The 17,868-nt window shown below is 61.6% G+C and carries 15 protein-coding genes; 11 read left to right on the top strand and 4 right to left on the bottom strand.

Going from position 1 to position 17,868, the window contains the following annotated elements:
- Window positions 1-99: 99 nt before the first annotated feature.
- Window positions 100-2,595 (bottom strand): TonB-dependent receptor, encoded by a 2,496-nt coding sequence (locus ACFPN2_RS06070; RefSeq protein ID WP_380595739.1) that lies wholly within the window; start codon window positions 2,593-2,595, stop codon window positions 100-102.
- 341 nt (window positions 2,596-2,936) lie between these two features.
- Here ACFPN2_RS06070 and sthA point away from each other — a divergent pair, with 341 nt between their 5' ends.
- Window positions 2,937-4,328 carry a Si-specific NAD(P)(+) transhydrogenase gene (gene sthA / locus ACFPN2_RS06065; RefSeq protein ID WP_380595738.1) on the top strand — a complete coding sequence of 464 codons (1,392 nt, stop codon included), beginning with the start codon at window positions 2,937-2,939 and terminating at the stop codon, window positions 4,326-4,328.
- 167 nt (window positions 4,329-4,495) lie between these two features.
- Window positions 4,496-4,912 (top strand): large-conductance mechanosensitive channel protein MscL, encoded by a 417-nt coding sequence (gene mscL, locus ACFPN2_RS06060; RefSeq protein ID WP_380595737.1) that lies wholly within the window; start codon window positions 4,496-4,498, stop codon window positions 4,910-4,912.
- A 37-nt stretch (window positions 4,913-4,949) separates the two neighbouring features.
- Here the strand turns inward: mscL and pepQ are convergent, their stop codons facing one another.
- Both pepQ and ACFPN2_RS06050 read right to left on the bottom strand, forming a co-directional pair.
- A complete protein-coding gene (pepQ, locus tag ACFPN2_RS06055) occupies window positions 4,950-6,275 on the bottom strand; it encodes a Xaa-Pro dipeptidase (protein WP_380595736.1) in 1,326 nt (441 codons plus the stop codon).
- Between the two features lie 2 nt (window positions 6,276-6,277).
- Window positions 6,278-7,120 (bottom strand): 2-keto-4-pentenoate hydratase, encoded by an 843-nt coding sequence (locus ACFPN2_RS06050; protein ID WP_380595735.1) that lies wholly within the window; start codon window positions 7,118-7,120, stop codon window positions 6,278-6,280.
- 170 nt (window positions 7,121-7,290) lie between these two features.
- On the opposite strand from ACFPN2_RS06050, the gene ACFPN2_RS06045 reads away from it, so the two are divergent.
- The 4 genes from ACFPN2_RS06045 (at window position 7,291) to ACFPN2_RS06030 (ending at window position 9,757) form a co-directional block, all read left to right on the top strand.
- Complete coding sequence (locus tag ACFPN2_RS06045; protein ID WP_380595734.1) at window positions 7,291-7,536, top strand: hypothetical protein; 246 nt, start codon at window positions 7,291-7,293, stop codon at window positions 7,534-7,536.
- Between the two features lie 298 nt (window positions 7,537-7,834).
- Window positions 7,835-8,254: a GNAT family N-acetyltransferase gene (locus tag ACFPN2_RS06040; RefSeq protein ID WP_380595733.1), complete on the top strand. Its 420-nt coding sequence runs from the start codon at window positions 7,835-7,837 to the stop codon at window positions 8,252-8,254.
- A 76-nt stretch (window positions 8,255-8,330) separates the two neighbouring features.
- Complete coding sequence (locus ACFPN2_RS06035; protein WP_380595732.1) at window positions 8,331-9,014, top strand: SMI1/KNR4 family protein; 684 nt, start codon at window positions 8,331-8,333, stop codon at window positions 9,012-9,014.
- A 77-nt stretch (window positions 9,015-9,091) separates the two neighbouring features.
- Complete coding sequence (locus tag ACFPN2_RS06030; protein WP_380595731.1) at window positions 9,092-9,757, top strand: hypothetical protein; 666 nt, start codon at window positions 9,092-9,094, stop codon at window positions 9,755-9,757.
- A gap of 552 nt (window positions 9,758-10,309) precedes the next feature.
- Here the strand turns inward: ACFPN2_RS06030 and uvrA are convergent.
- On the bottom strand, window positions 10,310-13,165 hold the full coding sequence (uvrA, locus tag ACFPN2_RS06025; protein WP_380595730.1) for an excinuclease ABC subunit UvrA: 2,856 nt from the start codon (window positions 13,163-13,165) through the stop codon (window positions 10,310-10,312).
- Window positions 13,166-13,394: 229 nt separating this feature from the next.
- Here uvrA and ssb point away from each other — a divergent pair, with 229 nt between their 5' ends.
- The 5 genes from ssb to ACFPN2_RS06000 all read left to right on the top strand — a co-directional run bounded on the left by ssb (window position 13,395) and on the right by ACFPN2_RS06000 (window position 17,773).
- Window positions 13,395-13,895 carry a single-stranded DNA-binding protein gene (gene ssb / locus ACFPN2_RS06020; RefSeq protein ID WP_380595729.1) on the top strand — a complete coding sequence of 167 codons (501 nt, stop codon included), beginning with the start codon at window positions 13,395-13,397 and terminating at the stop codon, window positions 13,893-13,895.
- 90 nt (window positions 13,896-13,985) lie between these two features.
- The gene (gene miaB, locus ACFPN2_RS06015; RefSeq protein WP_380600045.1) at window positions 13,986-15,431 is read left to right on the top strand and encodes a tRNA (N6-isopentenyl adenosine(37)-C2)-methylthiotransferase MiaB; all 1,446 of its coding nucleotides are present in this window, start codon (window positions 13,986-13,988) and stop codon (window positions 15,429-15,431) included.
- On the top strand, window positions 15,428-16,438 hold the full coding sequence (locus ACFPN2_RS06010) for a PhoH family protein (RefSeq protein ID WP_380595728.1): 1,011 nt from the start codon (window positions 15,428-15,430) through the stop codon (window positions 16,436-16,438). Before miaB ends, ACFPN2_RS06010 begins: the two co-directional genes overlap by 4 nt.
- Complete coding sequence (gene ybeY, locus ACFPN2_RS06005) at window positions 16,435-16,929, top strand: rRNA maturation RNase YbeY (RefSeq protein ID WP_380595727.1); 495 nt, start codon at window positions 16,435-16,437, stop codon at window positions 16,927-16,929. The genes ACFPN2_RS06010 and ybeY overlap by 4 nt, the downstream gene beginning before the upstream one ends.
- Entirely contained in the window at window positions 16,922-17,773 is an 852-nt protein-coding gene (locus ACFPN2_RS06000) for an HlyC/CorC family transporter (protein WP_380595726.1), read from the top strand. The genes ybeY and ACFPN2_RS06000 overlap by 8 nt, the downstream gene beginning before the upstream one ends.
- Window positions 17,774-17,868 lie beyond the last annotated feature (95 nt).

The raw sequence follows: 17,868 nt of genomic DNA, 5'->3' as shown, positions 1-17,868 counted from the left end.
GAGGGTCGTGGCAGGATGCCCGATCCCTCGTAAAAGAAAAGGGCGGCTTGGTTAAGCCAAGCCGCCCCGGACTCCCGCGAGAGTCTTCGTCGTTGTCGATCAGAACTTGAACCGAGCCGTCACACCGTAAGTCCGCGGAGCGCCCAGGAAGCCGTTGAGCGTGCTCTGCGAGGCGCCTGGAGTGGTCGACGAGCCTTGCAGCGTGGCGTCGAACAGCACCTGGTAGTAGTCCTCGTCGGTCACGTTCAGCGCCCACAGCTCGACCATCCACTTCTCGTCCGCAGCGCCAAAACCAACGCGTGCGTTCACCAGCGTCATCGCATCCTGAATCTTGCGCGGATCCAGGTTCGAGCCGGTGTTGTACTCCGACGTGTATCGGGCACCGATGTTGGCGCGGAGGAGCAGGCTGTTGCCGATCGGCTGATCGAACGTCGCCGACAAGCTCGACGACCACTTCGGTGCGAACGACAGCGTGTCGTCCTTGCGCTCGGTGCGGAAGAACGCGAGGTTGGCCGGGCCGCCGAAGTCCTCGATGGTCGTTTCCGCATAGGTCACGCCACCCTGGAAGCTCAGCTGCTCGAGCGGCGTGAACCACACGAAGTCCACGTCCACGCCCTGCGACACCACTTGCGGCAGCGAAGTCACGATGAACTGCAGGCCGGTGAAGGTGTTGAGCTGGAAGTCCGTGTAGTCCTGGTAGAACACCGCGCCGTTCACCAGCAGGCTGTTGCCGGCCCACTGCGTCTTCACGCCCAGCTCGTACGAGTCCACTGTCTCTTTCTCGAAGTGCGTGTCGGTGTCGACCGTCGGGCCGAGACCCGGCGTGCCGACCGGCAGGAAGAAGATGCCGTTACGTTCTCGATACAGGTTGAAGCCGCCGCCTTTGTAGCCCTTCGCATACGACAGGTACGACATCACCTCGTCGGTGAAGCGATAGGCGATCTTGGCGGTGCCGCTCCATTCTTCCTCGTCGAGCGACTGTTTGGTCTGGACGTTGCCGTAGATCGGATCCGCGTACGTGACGCTACAGCCGATGCCATACAGCGTCTGGATGCCGGCGTTGCCGGCGATCGCCAGGTTGCGGAGCGTATCGTTGGCGCGCAGCTGCGTGCAGCCCAGGCCGTCGTGCAGATTCTGATAGTGCGAGTCGAGATCCTTCGACTCATCCGTATAACGCAGGCCGAGCGTCAGCTCCAACGCCTCCGTAAAGCGGATGCTGTTATTAGTGAACAGCGCCCAGTTCTTGGAGCTTTGCTCATACACGTCTTTGGTCGCGGAATTGGCAGGATAAGAGCCCGGCGTCAGCACGCCGAGCGTGACCAGCGGGCTCGCCGCGCCACCGGTCAAGCCGATGAAGTAGTTCTGGAACTGCGTGCCTTGAATCAGCTGATCGCGCGAGTCCAGATCTTCGTCGGCGTAGAACAGCCCGACCAGCCAGCTGAGTTTTTCGCTTTCGCCGGCGAGACGGAATTCCTGCGTCAGCTGCTTGAACTCGTTGCCGAAGTTGCCGTCGGGATTGCGATACAAAATATCGGCCGTGGTGAAGTCGGCGTCCTGACCGTTGATGGTCTCCCAATTGCGGTACGCGGTGATCGACGTGACCGTCGCGCCGCCGAGGCCGGCGAGGTCCCAATTGATTTCCATCGACGCGCCCTTGTCCGTCACTTCCTGTTTGGTGGAGCGGTTGGAGTAGGCGACACGATCGAACGGATCGGCGGGATTGCGGAACGAGTTCGGGCCGCCGATGGCGGTCAACACCTGGATCACGCCGGGGTTGGGCGACAGCACGGCCTGCGGAGCCGCGCAGCAGTTCTCGTCGCGATCGGTGTAGTCGGCCGTCAAGCGAATATCCAGCGCGTCGCTGGGCTTGAACAACAACTGACCGCGCGCGGTCGTGAACTTGCGATCGACGTCTTCGTCTTCAGTGCGCGGGCCAGGGCCGCGAACCACATCGAGGAAACCGTCGCGCTCGCGCGAAGCCACATACAAACGACCGGCCACCTTCTCAGAGAACGGACCCGTCACCGAGGCCGCGCCTTCCATCGCGCCGTAATCGCCGGCGGTGAGCTCAACGTCGGCGCCGAAGTCGAACGACGGCCGCTTGGTGACGACGTTGATCACGCCGGCCGAGGTGTTCTTGCCGAACAGCGTGCCTTGCGGACCTTTCAGCACTTCGATGCGTTCCAGTTCGCCCAGGTCGCCGAAGCCCACGCCGTTACGCGGCCGGTACACGCCGTCGATGACCACACCGACCGACGATTCCAGGCCGGCGTTGTCGCCCACCGTACCGATGCCTCGGATACGAGCGGTGGTGACCGACTCGTTCGAGGTCGAGGTCACCAGCAGGCCCGGCGTGAGGATGGTGAGATCTTTGATGTCTTTGACGCCCGTGTCCTTCAACAACTGTTCGGACACCGCGGTCACTACGATCGGCACGTCCTGCAGGCTTTGTTCTCGTTTCTGCGCAGTGACGATGATCGTGTCGATGGTGCGCGATTCTTGAGGTTCCGATGCCTGCTGGCCAAGCGCAGGCAAAGTCACCAGAGCCAGTGCACCCACCACTGCTCGGCGCAGCTGCTCACTTCGATCTTTCATGGATCCCCCTTGTTTAGATCCAACCAGATTCAGAACTTTGTCATGGCGGGGCTAACCAGCCCGCTGCTGTTACTCAGCACGCGAAGACTAACTGAGTTCGGCGCGCCAGCGAAAGAGACTTTGCGTAAAAGCAACGTTCGCAAAAGCACCAAAATGATTCAAACATGGCCGTTGCAGGCCAGGATATTCGGGGATTGCGCCGTGCAGTCCGGGCTAGCCCCGGGGCCCCGGCGAACCCCGGTCGATGTTGTTGCGTTCTGCAGTACTGAGCTGTTGTTCCCCGACAACGAGTCGGGGATGATGCGGGGCTCAACTCTTCGATTCAGAGTCTGGTATCGAGCATGGCGACCGAACAATTCGATCTCGTGGTCATTGGCAGCGGCCCGGCGGGCGAGGGCGCGGCACTCACCGCGGCCAAGAGTCATCGCAGCGTGGCCATCGTCGAGCGCTACTTCGAGGTGGGCGGCGGTTGTACGCATTGGGGCACCATCCCCAGTAAGGCTCTGCGTCACGCGGTGAAGATCCTCCATGACCTCCGGCGCAATCCTTTGCTCCGCGAGTTTCACGACGCCTCGAAGCTGACCTACCCGCAGCTGCTGGCCTCGGCAGGCAAAGTCATCGAGGCGCAGGTGGCGAGCCGCCGGCGCTTTTATGAACGAAATCGGATTCCGGTGTTTTTCGGCGAGGCCAGCTTCGTGGATGCCAACACGCTGGAGATCCAGCCCTCGACCGGCAAGCCGACGCGCATCAGCGGCAAGAACATTGTGATAGCCGCGGGCTCGCGGCCGTACCATCCACCCGAAGTGGACTTCAGCCACGAGCGTATTCGAGACAGCGATTCCATCCTGCGCTACGACCAGCATCCGTTCTCCGTGACCATCTATGGTGCGGGAGTTATTGGTTGTGAGTACGCCTCGATCTTCATCAACTTAGGCGCGAAGGTGACGTTGGTCAATACTCACGACCGGCTCTTGTCGTTCCTCGACGATGAGATCGCCGAGGCTTTGTCATATCACCTGCGCGAACAGGGCTGTGTGATTCGTCATAACGAGCAATTCAAGGCACTCGAAGCCCGCGAGCGCGACGTGGTCCTGCATCTGGAATCGGGCCGCAAGATCAAATCGGACCTGCTGCTATGGGCGAACGGCCGCACCGGCAACTCCGACAAGCTCAAGCTCGATCACGTCGGCCTGAAAGCCAACAGCCGCGGTCAGATCGAAGTGAATCAGCACTATCAGACGGCGGTGCCTCACATCTACGCGGTCGGTGATATTGTCGGACCGCCCGCGCTGGCCAGCGCCGCGTACGTGCAGGGCTCGCATGCGGTTCAGCACATGCTCGATCCCTCGATCCCGCCCCATAGCACAGCGACCATTCCGAGCGGCATCTACACGATCCCGGAGATCTCCTCCATCGGTCGCGGCGAGCGTGAGCTGCAGGAAGCGAAGGTGCCGTATGAGGTCGGGCACTGCTCGTTCAAGAACCTGGCCCGCGCGCAGATGACGGATGAACGCGTCGGCATGCTGAAGATCATTTTCCACGCCGAGACCATGCAGGTGCTGGGCGTGCACTGCTTCGGCGACAACGCCTCCGAGATCGTGCACATCGGCCAGACGGTGATGGCCGGGCCGAACAACGACATTCGTTACTTCACCCAGACCACGTTCAACTATCCGACCATGGCCGAGGCATACCGGGTGGCGGCGTATAACGGCATCAATCGGCTGACCTGAGCCCGCGTCGCCATCCTGCGTGACAGGGACAGATTTCAAATCTGTCCCTACCGCCGGTCGGGCCCACGCGCCGGCTTGATACGTCCCGTTGGCGCCCGTGGCAGCTTCTAATTGTCACGTCGATTGGCGTATCGTTCGTTGCGCTAACAACTCCAATCGAGGTGGCTATGAGCTTCGTCAAGGAATTCCGGGAATTCGCCGTCAAGGGCAACGTGGTCGACATGGCCGTCGGTATCATCATCGGCGCCGCGTTCGGCAAGATCGTCAGCTCGCTGGTCAGCGACGTGGTGACCCCGCCGCTCGGCTACCTCATCGGCGGCGTGGATTTCACCAAGCTCGCGGTGACCTTGCCGACGATTCGGGAAGGCGTGGAGCCAGTGACTATTCGCTACGGTGTGTTCCTGCAAGCGACGTTCGATTTCATGATCGTGGCGTTCGCGATCTTCTTGCTGGTGAAGTTGATCAACCGCCTGCGTCGTGCCGAAGAAGCCAAGCCTGCCGCCCCCGCCGTGCCACCGCCGCCGCCTCGCCAGGAAGTGTTGCTCGAAGAGATTCGCGATCTGCTGAAACAGCAGCAGCGTTAGGACGGAGCGCGCCGACGCTCTCGCGTGGCGCGCTTTCTCAGGCTGCGGCGAACGCGGGACGCGTCAAGTTCTCCGGCTCGCTCGTCGTCGCGGCGACGTTGTCTTCGATACGAATGCCGCCGAACGGTTTGAACTTCTCTACCGTTTGCCAGTTGATCTGCTTGCCCAGCGGCGACGTGCGCGCCTTCTCCAGCAACTGATCGATGAAGTACAACCCCGGCTCGATCGTAACGACGAAGCCCGGCTCCAGCGTGCGTGTCAGTCGCAGGTAGGGATGACCTTGCGGCCGCGCCTTTTGCTGACCATCCGGCGTCACCGTGAAGCCCGCGACATCGTGCACTTGCAGCCCCAGCAAGTGGCCAACGCCGTGCGGGAAAAACACGCTGCTCAATCCACTCGCCAGCGCTTCTTCCGGCGCAGCTGTGATTACATCGAACTCACGCAGGATCTTCGCAATCCGCCGGTGCGCGCTGAGATGAATGTCGGCGTACTCAACGCCGGCCCGCACTTCTGAACACAGACCTTGCTGCTCACGGTCCATCGCCTTGATCAACGCCGCGAAGTCATCGTCCTCACGCGAGTAGGTGCGCGTGACATCGGACGCATAGCCATGAAACTGCGCGCCCGCATCGATCAAAAATGAACGTGACTGCGCCGGCGCCGTGCGCTCCTGAATCTGATAATGCAGCACCGCTGAGTTCGCATTGAGCCCGACGATATTGGGGTAGGGCAGTTCATTCTCCGTTTGCGCCGTCGCGCGGATATACGACATGTTGATGTTGTACTCAGAGCCTCCGGCACGAAACGCAGCTTCCGCCGCCTTGTGACCGCGTGCAGCCATGCGCGATGCGCGACGCATGCATTCAAGCTCGTACTCTGTCTTGAACGCGCGCACGTAGTGCAAGCGATGCATCAGCGCCTCGGGGTTACGTCCGGTGAAACCCCAATCGGTAAACTCTTCGCGCCATTCACCGATGAATGCGCAGCGCCCCACATCGACGATATGCGCCTTGGCTTCCGCTGCTTCACGAATGACTTTGAAGTCGAACTGATCGGTCCAGAAGTCGTTCGGCATCGCGGGCGGCTTGTGCCAATAATCCACCGGCTGCAGGAACACGAGCTGCAACCGTTGCCCTGGCCGATACACGATCCAGCAGTCGACAGGCTCCGCCAGCGGGGTCCACAGCCGAAAGTGGGGATTGGGCTTGAACGGGTAGGTCAGGTCATCCAGAAACTGCATGTGATGACCGCCCGCGTAGATGGCCAGCGCGTCGAAGCCGGTGGCGGCGAGGGCCTCGTCGGTGTGACGGCGCTGGATCTGCAGATGTGCGGTGTACGAAGGTTTCAGCGAAGCGGTGTTCATGGTCAGTCCGTCACGTTGATCTCGAGCTGAGCCCACTGTGTCTGGCCTGCATGGTAGCTGGCGACGCAGTGCCCCGTCGTGCCGGGAAGCATCCGACCCAGCGAGCCGGTGAGTAAGATCTGCCCACGCTGCAACGTCCATCCTTGCTCGACCATCTTGTTCACCAGGAACAGCGCCGCGCGCCACTGATCGCCGAGCGCGTCGGTGCCTTTGCCGGTCAACATCTCTTTGTCGTTGCACACGAGGCGAACGTCGGTCGCATTCGGATCGCGCTGTTGAGGCGGGGCGAACTCACCGACGATGTACTTCGCCGCCGCGACATTGGTGGCGACAACATCGATGGCGTCGAGCGACTGCGGTTGTGTGTAGTCGAGATTGGGGAGCTCGATCGCCGGGCCGATGCCATCGATGTGCGTGCGCAGTGCTGCGACATCCGCGAGTGGCTTGTCGATCGGTGTGCCGATGCGCATGGCCACTTCGACTTCGATGAATAGACCGCGCATATCATGCAAGCTCACAGTGCCTGCAGACTGCAGCGCTCCTTCCTTGAACAGTACGCCTGCCACTGCATCGTTCGTTTTGAAGCGTGCTTGCGCGGGCGCGGACGTGAGGCCTGCTTTAAAGCCTGCCGGACTCGCGCCATGCAATCGTTCGCGCACGCTGCGCGTCTGCACGCGATACGCGGAATCGATTGTCAATGTTTCGTCAATATTTGGCAGCGAGCGCTGCTCGCGCCACGATGTCACTATTTCGTCAACGAGCCGATGTTCTGTCGAACTGCACGCAGCAAGCACGATACAGATCAATGACATCGACGCGACGCTGCGCGCGGCTCTGGTTTTCATGATGTTTGTGATTTGTCTTTATGCGGCGACGTGAGCGCGCCGATGTTGCATGACTGTTTCAATGACCACTGAAACATCTTAGACTCCCGCCGCCGCATGGGAATGGTGGCGCGAGCCACTTGATCCGTTGCTGTTCAATCAACCTACATCACATTGGGGTGATCGTTCACATGAACACAAAGATGATCCTCGCCGCTCTGGCGTTGTCGCTGTCGCTCGCTGCTTGCGCCAAGAAGGAAGAGGCTCCGGCCGACGCCGCTGCTCCTGCCGCTGAAGCTCCTGCCGCTCCTGCTGCTGAAGCTCCTGCTGCCGAGGCGACTCCTCCGGCTGAAGGCGCTGCTCCGGCCGAAGCTCCTGCTGACGCTGCCACCGCGCCGCCGGCTGGCGAGACCACGCCGCCTGCTCAGGCTCAGTAATCGAGCCCAAGCTCGGTCATCGAGCTTGCGGAGCGGCGGGTAACCGCCGTTCCCACCAACACCGGGCGGGCTCTCCGCCCGGTGTTGTTTTAAGGATCGCCCGGATCTCGGGCACGCGGGGATCACCGATATCGGCGGCTCCGTTTTTTCAGTACCGTACTCACGGAATAGAACTCGGAGGTGGCAAGGGAACCGCCAGCAAGCCGTGCCCGTCAGTATTCGCGATGCCTTGAATTCTCCCCGCGACCGTCAATGGATCCAGGCTCAATACCCGGAGTACCTGGAAGACTTGTCGCAAATGAGCATGAACACCGGCGTGTTCCCGGCCACCCGTGAGGTGCAGACGGAACTGATGGCCCGGTGGTTCGCCGATGACAGCTCCTATCCCCTGATCATCCTGAAGGACGAGCAGCCCGCCGGCTTCGCGCTCGTCAGCCGCCCGCCGCGGAATCGCCGCGACCAGGTCGACTTCCGCATGGCCGAGTTCTTCATCGCCCTGAAGTCCCGCCGCCTCGGCATCGGCCGCGACGCCGCCCAGCTGATCTTCAACCGCTTCGCCGGCAGCTGGGAGATCACCGAGTTTCTCCACAACAAAGCCGCCGTCGGCTTCTGGCGCACCATCCTGACCGAATACACCGCCGGGAAGTTTCTGGAGAAGGTGGCCCACGGCGAAGTGCACCAGACGTTCACCTCGACGAACCGTCAACGGGTGCGCTGACACCCTCTCGCGTGTTGACGGCGCGGTCTCGCGTCGTCGACTATCTTGCGCGGTCGACACTCACTGGAAGAGAACAATGAAAATCGATCTGGACGAGCTGGAGGCGTTGTTGCCGGAGCTCGTCCCGGAAGAGTACATCGAGTACGTCGAGGCTTCCGATCGATCCGTTTTGCGCAAACGCGGCTTCGATCCCAAGACGCTTTGTATTTTGAATCTCGAGCTGCGCGAGAACGACGAGACCGGCTGGACGCGCAATCGTTTCTTTCTCTCCGGCGACGGCTTCGGCAACTATTATTTCGTTTCGACCGAGCCCGAGCGATCCGATCGAGTACGGCTCTGGTCGCACGATCCGCCCGGCATTGAAGATGCCCAGGAGGATCTCGAATCCTTCCTCGATTCGGCTCAGCAAGAGAATCCCGCTCGCGGCCCGCTGCCCCCGAAGTCCTTCTGTATCGCCCGCAGTGCGGCGTGGGCCGAGTCCATTCTTCGACCCATATCGCTGGACGAATGGAAAGTCGCTGTCTCTGCCTGCAAGGGTGTGCAGTATCGCGGCTATCGATCGGGACAAGACCCTTTCACAGGCAAAGAATTGCGCTTCGACATGCCCGGGTTTGCCACGGCGGAAGTCGGCGGCGGAACTCTCAATCTGCGTCTCTGGTGCGGACGAGTGATCGGCGACTACGTTGCCGAGGCTCGCCCGCTCCTAACCTCGCTCGCGCATGCTCTCGGCGCAAAGTTGACCGTGCGCGCTGGCGGATAGAAAAACCGGAGCGCGGCGCTTGGTCACGGGATGATTATCACTATCGTGTGAGAAGCGGATGCCACGGAGATCTAACAATGGGCATGCATTTCGGACTCATCGCCGCGAAGACGTCCGTGTCGGAGCTCAGGGCAGCGTTCTCTGAGACGTGGCCCGAGTTGGAGGTTGTCTCCTCCGCGGAGAAGTTCGCCACTGCGGACGACGTTTGGTCCTGGAAAAACGCCCACGAGCGTTTCGTGTCGGCAGCCGAGTGGACTAAAGATAACCAGGGTGTCGAGGCCTATGTGTTGTGCCAGGACGGGCCCTGGGCCGTGCTCATGGACTTCAGCTTCGTTCTGCCCGGCGACGACGCCGCGCTCGAGGAACTGAGCGTCCGGTTCGGCTCGGTCGTTTCCTTCATCGTCGAAACCGCCGGCGGCTGCGCGTCCTTTTGCTGTTACGAATCCGGCCAACTGCGCCGAATGATTCAAAACATCGACGGGGAGCTCACTTCCTCCGGCTCGCCTCTCCCCCAAGAGGTGGGGATCGCCGTCGAAAATTATTACATGAAAGAAACAGAGCAACTCATGCGTGCCTTCGGCTTGTCTCCTCCCGACGATCTTCCCATCGCCTCAACATCTGTAGCCATCGCCACCACCGACCGCACTGACTACACACAACTCGCGCGCAATGTCACGGACGGAAAAGCTGAGGACAGCGTATCGTCACCGCAAGCGACGAAGCCGTGGTGGAAGCTCTGGTGACCTCGAGCAATGAATTTATTGCCGCCAAGTACGAATATCTCTAACGTAGAAGAAGGTTGGGCTGCGAGGAGAGCGGCGATGTTTGCAGCGGCATGAAAGCAGTTCACCTGTTCTCTTTGGGGCCGTCGTTACCTGGGACCGTGATGCTGGACCATCTCAGTCCGCTGCTGATGGAAGGTCGGTCCCTTGGAGTGATCAACGGCGACCGGCTGCAGCATCAGTTTCAATGCGATGCGGGCTTCCTGGTCATTGTCAGCTACGATTATTTCGAGGGGACCAACCATTGGTTCTATCTGTTGGATTCGAACGGCGCAGTGCTCGATCGCGCGACGACGCCGGATTACTTCGGGTTCATCCAGAAGCTGGAAATCGAGGGGCCGTCGTCGATCAGTTTCGGCTTCTTCGGGACCAACGATCGGTGGTCCCTGACTATACGCAGTAACCTCGGTTTCCTCGGCGGTGGACTGCTGCGACGGATGAGTTGCTTTGTGCTCGGTAGGCGCAGCCTCGTGCTCCAGTGCACGAAAGGTGCGCCATGGTCGCACACGTCCGCTAAGCCCGCTTCCGAACCGCCGCCGGCTTCTTCTTCTCCAGAATCGGCTTCAAATACTTACCCGTATACGACCCCTTCACCTGAGCAATCTCCTCGGGCGTGCCGGTGGCCACGATCGTGCCGCCGCCGCCGCCGCCTTCGGGACCGAGATCGATGATCCAGTCCGCGGTCTTGATGACGTCGAGATTGTGCTCGATGACCACAATCGTGTTGCCTTCATCGCGCAGACGATGCAACACACCCAGTAGCTGCTCGATATCGAAGAAGTGCAGGCCGGTCGTGGGCTCATCGAGAATATAAAGCGTGCGACCCGTCGAGCGCTTCGACAGTTCCTTCGCCAGCTTCACGCGCTGAGCCTCACCGCCTGACAGCGTCGTCGCGTTCTGTCCCAGGCGAATATAGGACAGGCCGACATCCATCAACGTCTGCAGCTTCGGTGCGATCACCGGCGCGTGGCGGAAGAATTCCAGCGCATCCTCGACGGTCATCTCCAGCACTTCGCTGATGTTCTTGCCCTTGTAACGAATCTCCAGCGTCTCGCGGTTGTAGCGCTTGCCTTTGCAAACATCGCAAGGCACGTACACGTCGGGCAGGAAGTGCATTTCCACTTTGATGACGCCGTCGCCCTGGCAAGCTTCGCAGCGGCCACCTTTGACGTTGAAGCTGAAGCGCCCGGCTTCATAGCCACGAGCGCGTGCTTCGGGCACGCCGGAGAAGATGTCGCGAATCGGCGTGAACAGACCGGTGTAGGTCGCCGGGTTGGAGCGGGGAGTGCGGCCGATGGGGCTCTGGTCGATATCGATCACCCGATCGATCTCATCCAAGCCCTCGACACCGTCGCTCGGTGCCGGATCGGTGGAGGCATCGTTCAACTGTCGCGCGACGAATTGATACAACGTGTCGTTCACGAGCGTCGACTTGCCCGAGCCGGACACGCCGGTCACGCACGTCATCACGCCGAGCGGAATATCAACCGTCACGCCCTTCAAGTTATTTCCGCGCGCATTCACAACGCGCAGATGACGCTCCGCCTGCACCGGCGTGCGCAGAGCCGGAATCGCAATCTCACGCTTACCGGACAGGTACTGGCCCGTGATCGAATTGGCATCGGCCGCGATCTCCGCCGGCGTGCCTTGAGCAATGATCTGCCCGCCGTGCACGCCCGCGCCCGGGCCGAGGTCGACCACATGATCGGCGTGACGAATCGCATCTTCGTCGTGCTCGACGACCAGCACGGTGTTTCCTAAATCGCGCAGCCGATTCAACGTGAGCAGCAGTCGATCGTTATCGCGCTGATGCAAGCCGATCGAAGGCTCGTCGAGGATGTACATACAACCGACCAGCCCAGAGCCGATCTGACTCGCAAGCCGAATACGCTGCGCCTCGCCGCCGGACAACGTATCGGCGCTGCGATCCAGGGTCAGATAATCCAACCCCACATCGCTCAAAAACCGCAGCCGCTCGCCGATCTCTTTGATGATCTTGCCCGCGATCTCACCGCGCCAGCCTTCAAGTTTCAGATCGGAGCTGAAGCTCAACGCATCCGCCACCGCCAACCGGGCCAGCTCCGGCAAGCTGCGCTCGGCGACGAACACATTGCGAGCCGCACGATTCAACCGGGTGCCGCCGCAATCGGGGCAGGGTTGATTGCTCAGATACTTGGCAAGCTCTTCGCGAACCGCGACCGACTCGGTCTCGCGATAGCGTCGCTCGAGATTGGGAATCACGCCTTCCCACTTGTGAGAGCGACGCAAGGTCCCGCCCTGAGCGTTGACGTATTTGAAATCGATCTTTTCTTCGCCGCTGCCATAGAGCACGACCTTCCGGCTCTTGGCGGGCAGGTCTTCCCAGGGTTCCTCGACGTCGAACTTGTAGTGCTTCGACAGCGATTGCATCAACGCGAAGTAATAAGCGTTGCGCCGATCCCAGCCGCGAATCGCGCCGCCGGCGATGGATAGATTGGGATGATGAATCACGCGCGCCGGATCGAAGAACTGCTGCACGCCCAAGCCCGAGCAAGTGGCGCAGGCGCCCGCGGGGTTGTTGAAAGAGAACAGCTTCGGCTCGAGGTCGGCGATGCTGTAACCGCAGACGGTGCAGGCGAACTTATCGGAGAACACCAGTTCTTCGCGCTTCGGGTCGTCCATGAACGAAACGCGCGCGACGCCGTCGGCCATGCGCAGCGCCGTTTCAAAAGATTCCGCCAGGCGCTGAGCCGCATCGGGGCGGACTTTCACACGATCGACGACCGCATCGATGCTGTGCTTCTTCTTCGGATCGAGCTTCGGAACTGCGTCCAGTTCGACGACGTGTCCGTCGACGCGAGCACGCACGAAACCCTGGCCGCGCAGTTGTTCGAACACCTGAGCGTGCTCGCCTTTGCGGTCGTCGATCATCGGTGCGAGCAGCAGCAGCGGCGTGCCTTCGGGCAGGCGCATCACTTGATCGACCATCTGACTCACCGTCTGCGCGGCGAGATCGACGCCATGATCCGGACAGCGCGGCGTGCCGACACGCGCGAACAGCAGACGCAGGTGGTCGTAAATCTCAGTGACCGTGCCCACCGTGGAGCGCGGATTATGCGAAGTGGACTTCTGCTCGATCGCGATGGCCGGCGACAGGCCCTCGATCGAATCGATGTCGGGCTTTTCCATCATCGACAGGAATTGCCGCGCGTAGGCCGACAGCGACTCGACATAGCGGCGCTGGCCCTCGGCATAGATAGTGTCGAACGCCAGCGACGACTTGCCCGAGCCCGACAAGCCCGTGAAGACGATGAGCTTGTCGCGCGGGATCTCGAGATCGATGTTGCGGAGGTTGTGAGTGCGGGCGCCGCGGATAACGATGGAAGGCATGGGTTCCAGACGTGGCGTCAAAAGGGGATCGTTCAATATACGGAGCCGGCCAAGTTGGAGCAAAAACTCGACAGGGGCCGGCAGGAATTAGCCGGAGCTTGCGCCAAGCATGAATCGGCCCGGCGCGGCACACTGAATAACTGGCGGTTTGGGGGTCCCAGAATGTACTGCGAGCCTGGCCAACCGCGTTTACAATCCCCGCCTTCACTGAATTCGAGGTTCGCTAGTCATGGCGCGCGGTATCAATAAAGTCATTCTGGTGGGCAACTTGGGAGCGGACCCCGACACGCGCTACATGCCCAGCGGCAAGGCGGTCACCAACATCCGCATCGCCACCTCCGAGTCCTGGAAGGACAAGCAGACCGGCGACATGCAGGAGCGCACCGAGTGGCACGCCATCGTCCTCTACGACAAGCTCGGCGAGATCGCCGCGGAGTACCTGCGCAAGGGCTCGCAGGTGTATATCGAAGGCTCGCTGCGCACCCGTAAGTGGCAGGACAAGGAAGGTAAGGACCGGTACACCACCGAAATCATCGGCCAGAACATGCAGATGCTGGGCGGCCGGGGCGGTGGCGGAGGCGGCGGTGGTGGAGGCGGTGGCGGCGGCTTTGGCGGCGACGACGAACAGCCGCGTCGCGCCCCGTCCCGTTCCCAGCAGAGCGAGCGTTCGGCGCCCCCGCCGGCCGATGACGGCGGTGGCGGCGGCTTCGACGACGACATTCCGTTCTGACCCGCACCGGAATGGGGCCTGGCGAGACAGCCATGCCCTTGAATTAACAAAAGATTGCCCCTATCTCTCGGGGCCCGCCAGCCAACCGTGCTGCCGGGCCCCCGAAATGAGTTCGCCGGTGGAAAAGCCACCGCGCGGCCCTTATCCTTATCAGCCCCTCATAGCCTGCGTTCGTCCGCTCGTTTTTACCCAATGCCTCGCGTCTTTATCCGCACCTTCGGCTGCCAGATGAATGAGTACGACTCCGCCCGCATGGTGGACGTGCTGCGCGAGGCAGGGGGCTACGAGCCGACGGACGACCCGGCCCAGGCCGACCTGTTGCTGCTCAATACCTGCTCGGTGCGCGAGAAGGCGCAGGAGAAGGTGTTCTCGCAGCTGGGCGGCTGGCGGCAGCTGAAAAAGAACAACCCCGGCCTGTTGATCGGCGTGGGTGGCTGCGTGGCCAGTCAGGAAGGCGAGGGCATCACCAAGCGTGCGCCTTATGTCGATCTGGTGTTCGGCCCGCAGACCCTGCATCGGCTGCCGGACATGATCAACGAGATCCGCTCGGCCGGCCGCTCGGTGGTCGACGTGAGCTTTCCTGAGATCGAGAAGTTCGACCACATGCCGGCGCCGCGCTCGGAAGGCGCGACTGCGTTCGTGTCCATCATGGAAGGGTGCAGTAAGTACTGCACCTTCTGCGTCGTGCCTTATACGCGCGGCGAGGAAGTGAGCCGTCCGTTTGAGTCGGTGATGACGGAGATTCGCCAGCTCGCCGAGCAAGGCGTGAAGGAAATCAATCTGCTCGGCCAGAACGTCAACGCCTATAACGGCCCGATGGACGATGGAACGCCTTGCGATCTGGGTACGTTGATCTATTGCGTGGCGGACGTGCCGGGCATCGAGCGCATCCGCTTCACAACGTCACATCCGGTGGAGTTCAAGGACTCCCTGATCGAGGCTTATCGCGACGTGCCGCAGCTCGCGAACTATCTGCATCTGCCGGTGCAGGCCGGCTCAGACCGCATTCTCATGGCGATGAAGCGTGGCTACACCGCGCTCGAATACAAACAAAAGATCCGCAAGCTGCGCGCGGTGCGCCCGGATATCAGCATCTCCTCGGACTTCATCGTCGGCTTCCCCGGCGAGACCGAGAAAGATTTCGAAGCGACCATGAACCTGATCGCCGACGTCGGCTTCGATCAGTCTTTCAGCTTCATCTACAGCCGTCGCCCCGGTACGCCGGCGGCGTCGCTGCCGGACGATGTCTCTCAGGAAGAGAAGCACAAGCGACTCGAGATTCTGCAGGCGCGGATCAATCAGCAGCACCTGGAGATCAGTCGTCGCATGGTCGGCACGGTGCAGCGTGTGTTGGTCGAGCGCCCCGCGAAAAAACACGAAGGGCAGATTGCCGGCAAGACCGAGAACATGCGTTGGGTCAACTTCGATGGCCCGCACTCGCTGATCAATCAATTCGCCGATGTGTTGATCACCGAGGCCATGCCGAATTCGTTGCGTGGCCGGCTGGTCGGTGCGGAAGACGTGGCCCGCAATTGAACGCATCCATCGCAACGCGCGAGCTCGCGTTCGAGCCAGTGGACAACGCCCGGCTCGCCAATTTCGTGGGCCCCATGGACGAGAACCTGCGTCACGTCGAGCAGCGGCTCAGCGTGCAGGTGCATCGCCGTGGCGGTCATATCGAAGTGTCCGGCCCCGCGGCCTCGGCCCATACGGCCGAGCGGGTGCTGCGACGTTTGTTCGATCTGTCGTCGAAAGAAGCAATCACACCGGAACGTGTGCACTTGGCTGTGCAGGAGGCAGGGATGGAAGAAACAACGACGGCGCCAGTCTTGGTCGCGCCTCGTCCGTCGGATGAGGTCACGATCCACACCCAACGCGGCGGCATCCGCGGGCGGGGTCCGAATCAAAGACAGTATCTGCATAACATCCACACCAACGACCTGACGTTCGGCATCGGGCCGGCCGGCACGGGCAAGACCTATCTTGCCGTGGCCTGCGCGGTCGAGGCGCTGCAGACGGATCGGGTCCGTCGCATCGTGCTGGTGCGACCGGCGGTGGAAGCGGGCGAGCGCCTGGGCTTTTTGCCTGGCGACATCGGCCAGAAAGTGGATCCGTATTTGCGGCCGATGTATGACGCGCTGTATGACATGATGGGCTTCGACCGCGTGGCGCGGGCCATCGAGCGCCAGGTGATCGAAATCGCGCCGCTGGCGTTCATGCGCGGCCGATCCCTTAATGACTCCTTCATCATTCTGGACGAAGCTCAGAATACCTCGGTCGAGCAGATGAAGATGTTTCTGACGCGCATGGGCTTCGGTTCCAAGGCGGTCGTGACCGGCGACATCACCCAGACCGACCTGCCCAAGCAGCAGCTGTCGGGGCTGAAGCATGTGATGAACGTGTTACCGGGCGTCGACGGCGTCGCGTTCACCCATTTCACCTCGCGTGACGTGGTCCGGCATCCGCTGGTGCAGCGGATCGTGCAGGCGTACGAGCAGAAACAGGCGGCCGCTCCCGACCGGCCTGGAGGCGACGGAGCTTGAAATTGGCCGTGACCGTGCAAGTGGCAAGTTCGCGTCGCGGCGTACCGCATGCCCGGAGTCTGAACCGGTGGGCGCAGGCTGCCTGCGCCCCCTACTTGCCTCGCAACGACAGCGCACTCGAGCTCACGATTCGCGTCGTCGGCGCCGCTGAAAGCCGCCGCCTCAATCGCACCTGGCGCAACAAAGACAAACCGACCAACGTGCTGTCGTTTCCTGCCGCGCCGCTCGCGCCGGGCAAGAACGGCGTGCCGACTCGATTTCCAGCCAAAGAGTTTTCCGAGCTCGGTGATCTCGCGATCTGCGCGCCCGTGGTGGCGCGGGAAGCGAAGGAACAGGGCAAACCGGCGCAGGCGCATTGGGCCCACATGGTGGTCCACGGCGTGCTGCATCTGTTGGGCTTCGATCACGAGAACGATCGTGACGCCACGGCGATGGAAGCCCGTGAAGTGAAGATTCTGGCGCAATTCGGATACGACAACCCTTATGCCTGAAGAGCACAGTCACACCGGCAGTTGGCTGCGACGGATCACCGGCTCACTGAGCGGCGAGCCGCGCGATCTGGAAGATCTCAACGAAGTGCTGGGTCAGGCGCGCGAGCGGGGCATCATCGACTCCGACGCGCATGAAATGATGGAGGGCGTGTTTCGGGTGGTCGAGCTGCAGGTGCGGGACATCATGGTGCCGCGCTCGCAGATGATCATCGTGAATCGCGACGATCCGCCGGAGGAAATCCTGCCGATGGTGGTCGAGCACGGCCACTCGCGCTATCCGGTCATCGGCGACGATCGCGATCAGATTGCCGGCATCCTGCTCGCCAAGGACCTGCTGCGCTATTTCGCCGACGGCGCCCGCGGCAATTTCGATATCAAAGAATGCCTGCGTCCGGCGGTCTTCATTCCCGAGAGCAAGCGCCTCAACGTGCTGCTGAAGGAATTCCGCGTCAGCCATCATCACATGGCCATCGTGGTCGACGAGTACGGCGGCGTGTCGGGCCTGGTGACCATCGAAGACGTGCTCGAGCAGATCGTCGGCGACATCGGCGACGAGTACGACACCGACGACGACCTGGACATCCGCAAGGAAGGCGAGCGGCAGTTCACCGTCAAGGCGCAGACGCGCATCGACGAGTTCAACAGCTACTTCGGCACGGACTTCAGCGACGAGGAGTTCGACACCATCGGCGGCCTGGCCATCAGCAGCCTGGGCCGGTTGCCCCGGCGCGGTGAATCTTTTTCGCTCGGCGGGCTCGAATTCAAAGTACTGCGCGCCGATCGCCGCCGCCTCGACCTGCTGCGTGTGATCACGCCGCGCGATATCGAACCGAAAGACGATTGATACGCTACGACAGCCCCGGGCTGGCTGCGCAGGGCCGAGCCGCCTGGCACGATTGATCCTGTCAGTCGTCATTGTGATGGCCAATACAACAGGCG

This window comes from Steroidobacter flavus, assembly GCF_042651805.1.
Lineage (GTDB): Bacteria > Pseudomonadota > Gammaproteobacteria > Steroidobacterales > Steroidobacteraceae > Steroidobacter > Steroidobacter flavus.
This window is presented reverse-complemented; position numbering and strand designations above follow the sequence as displayed.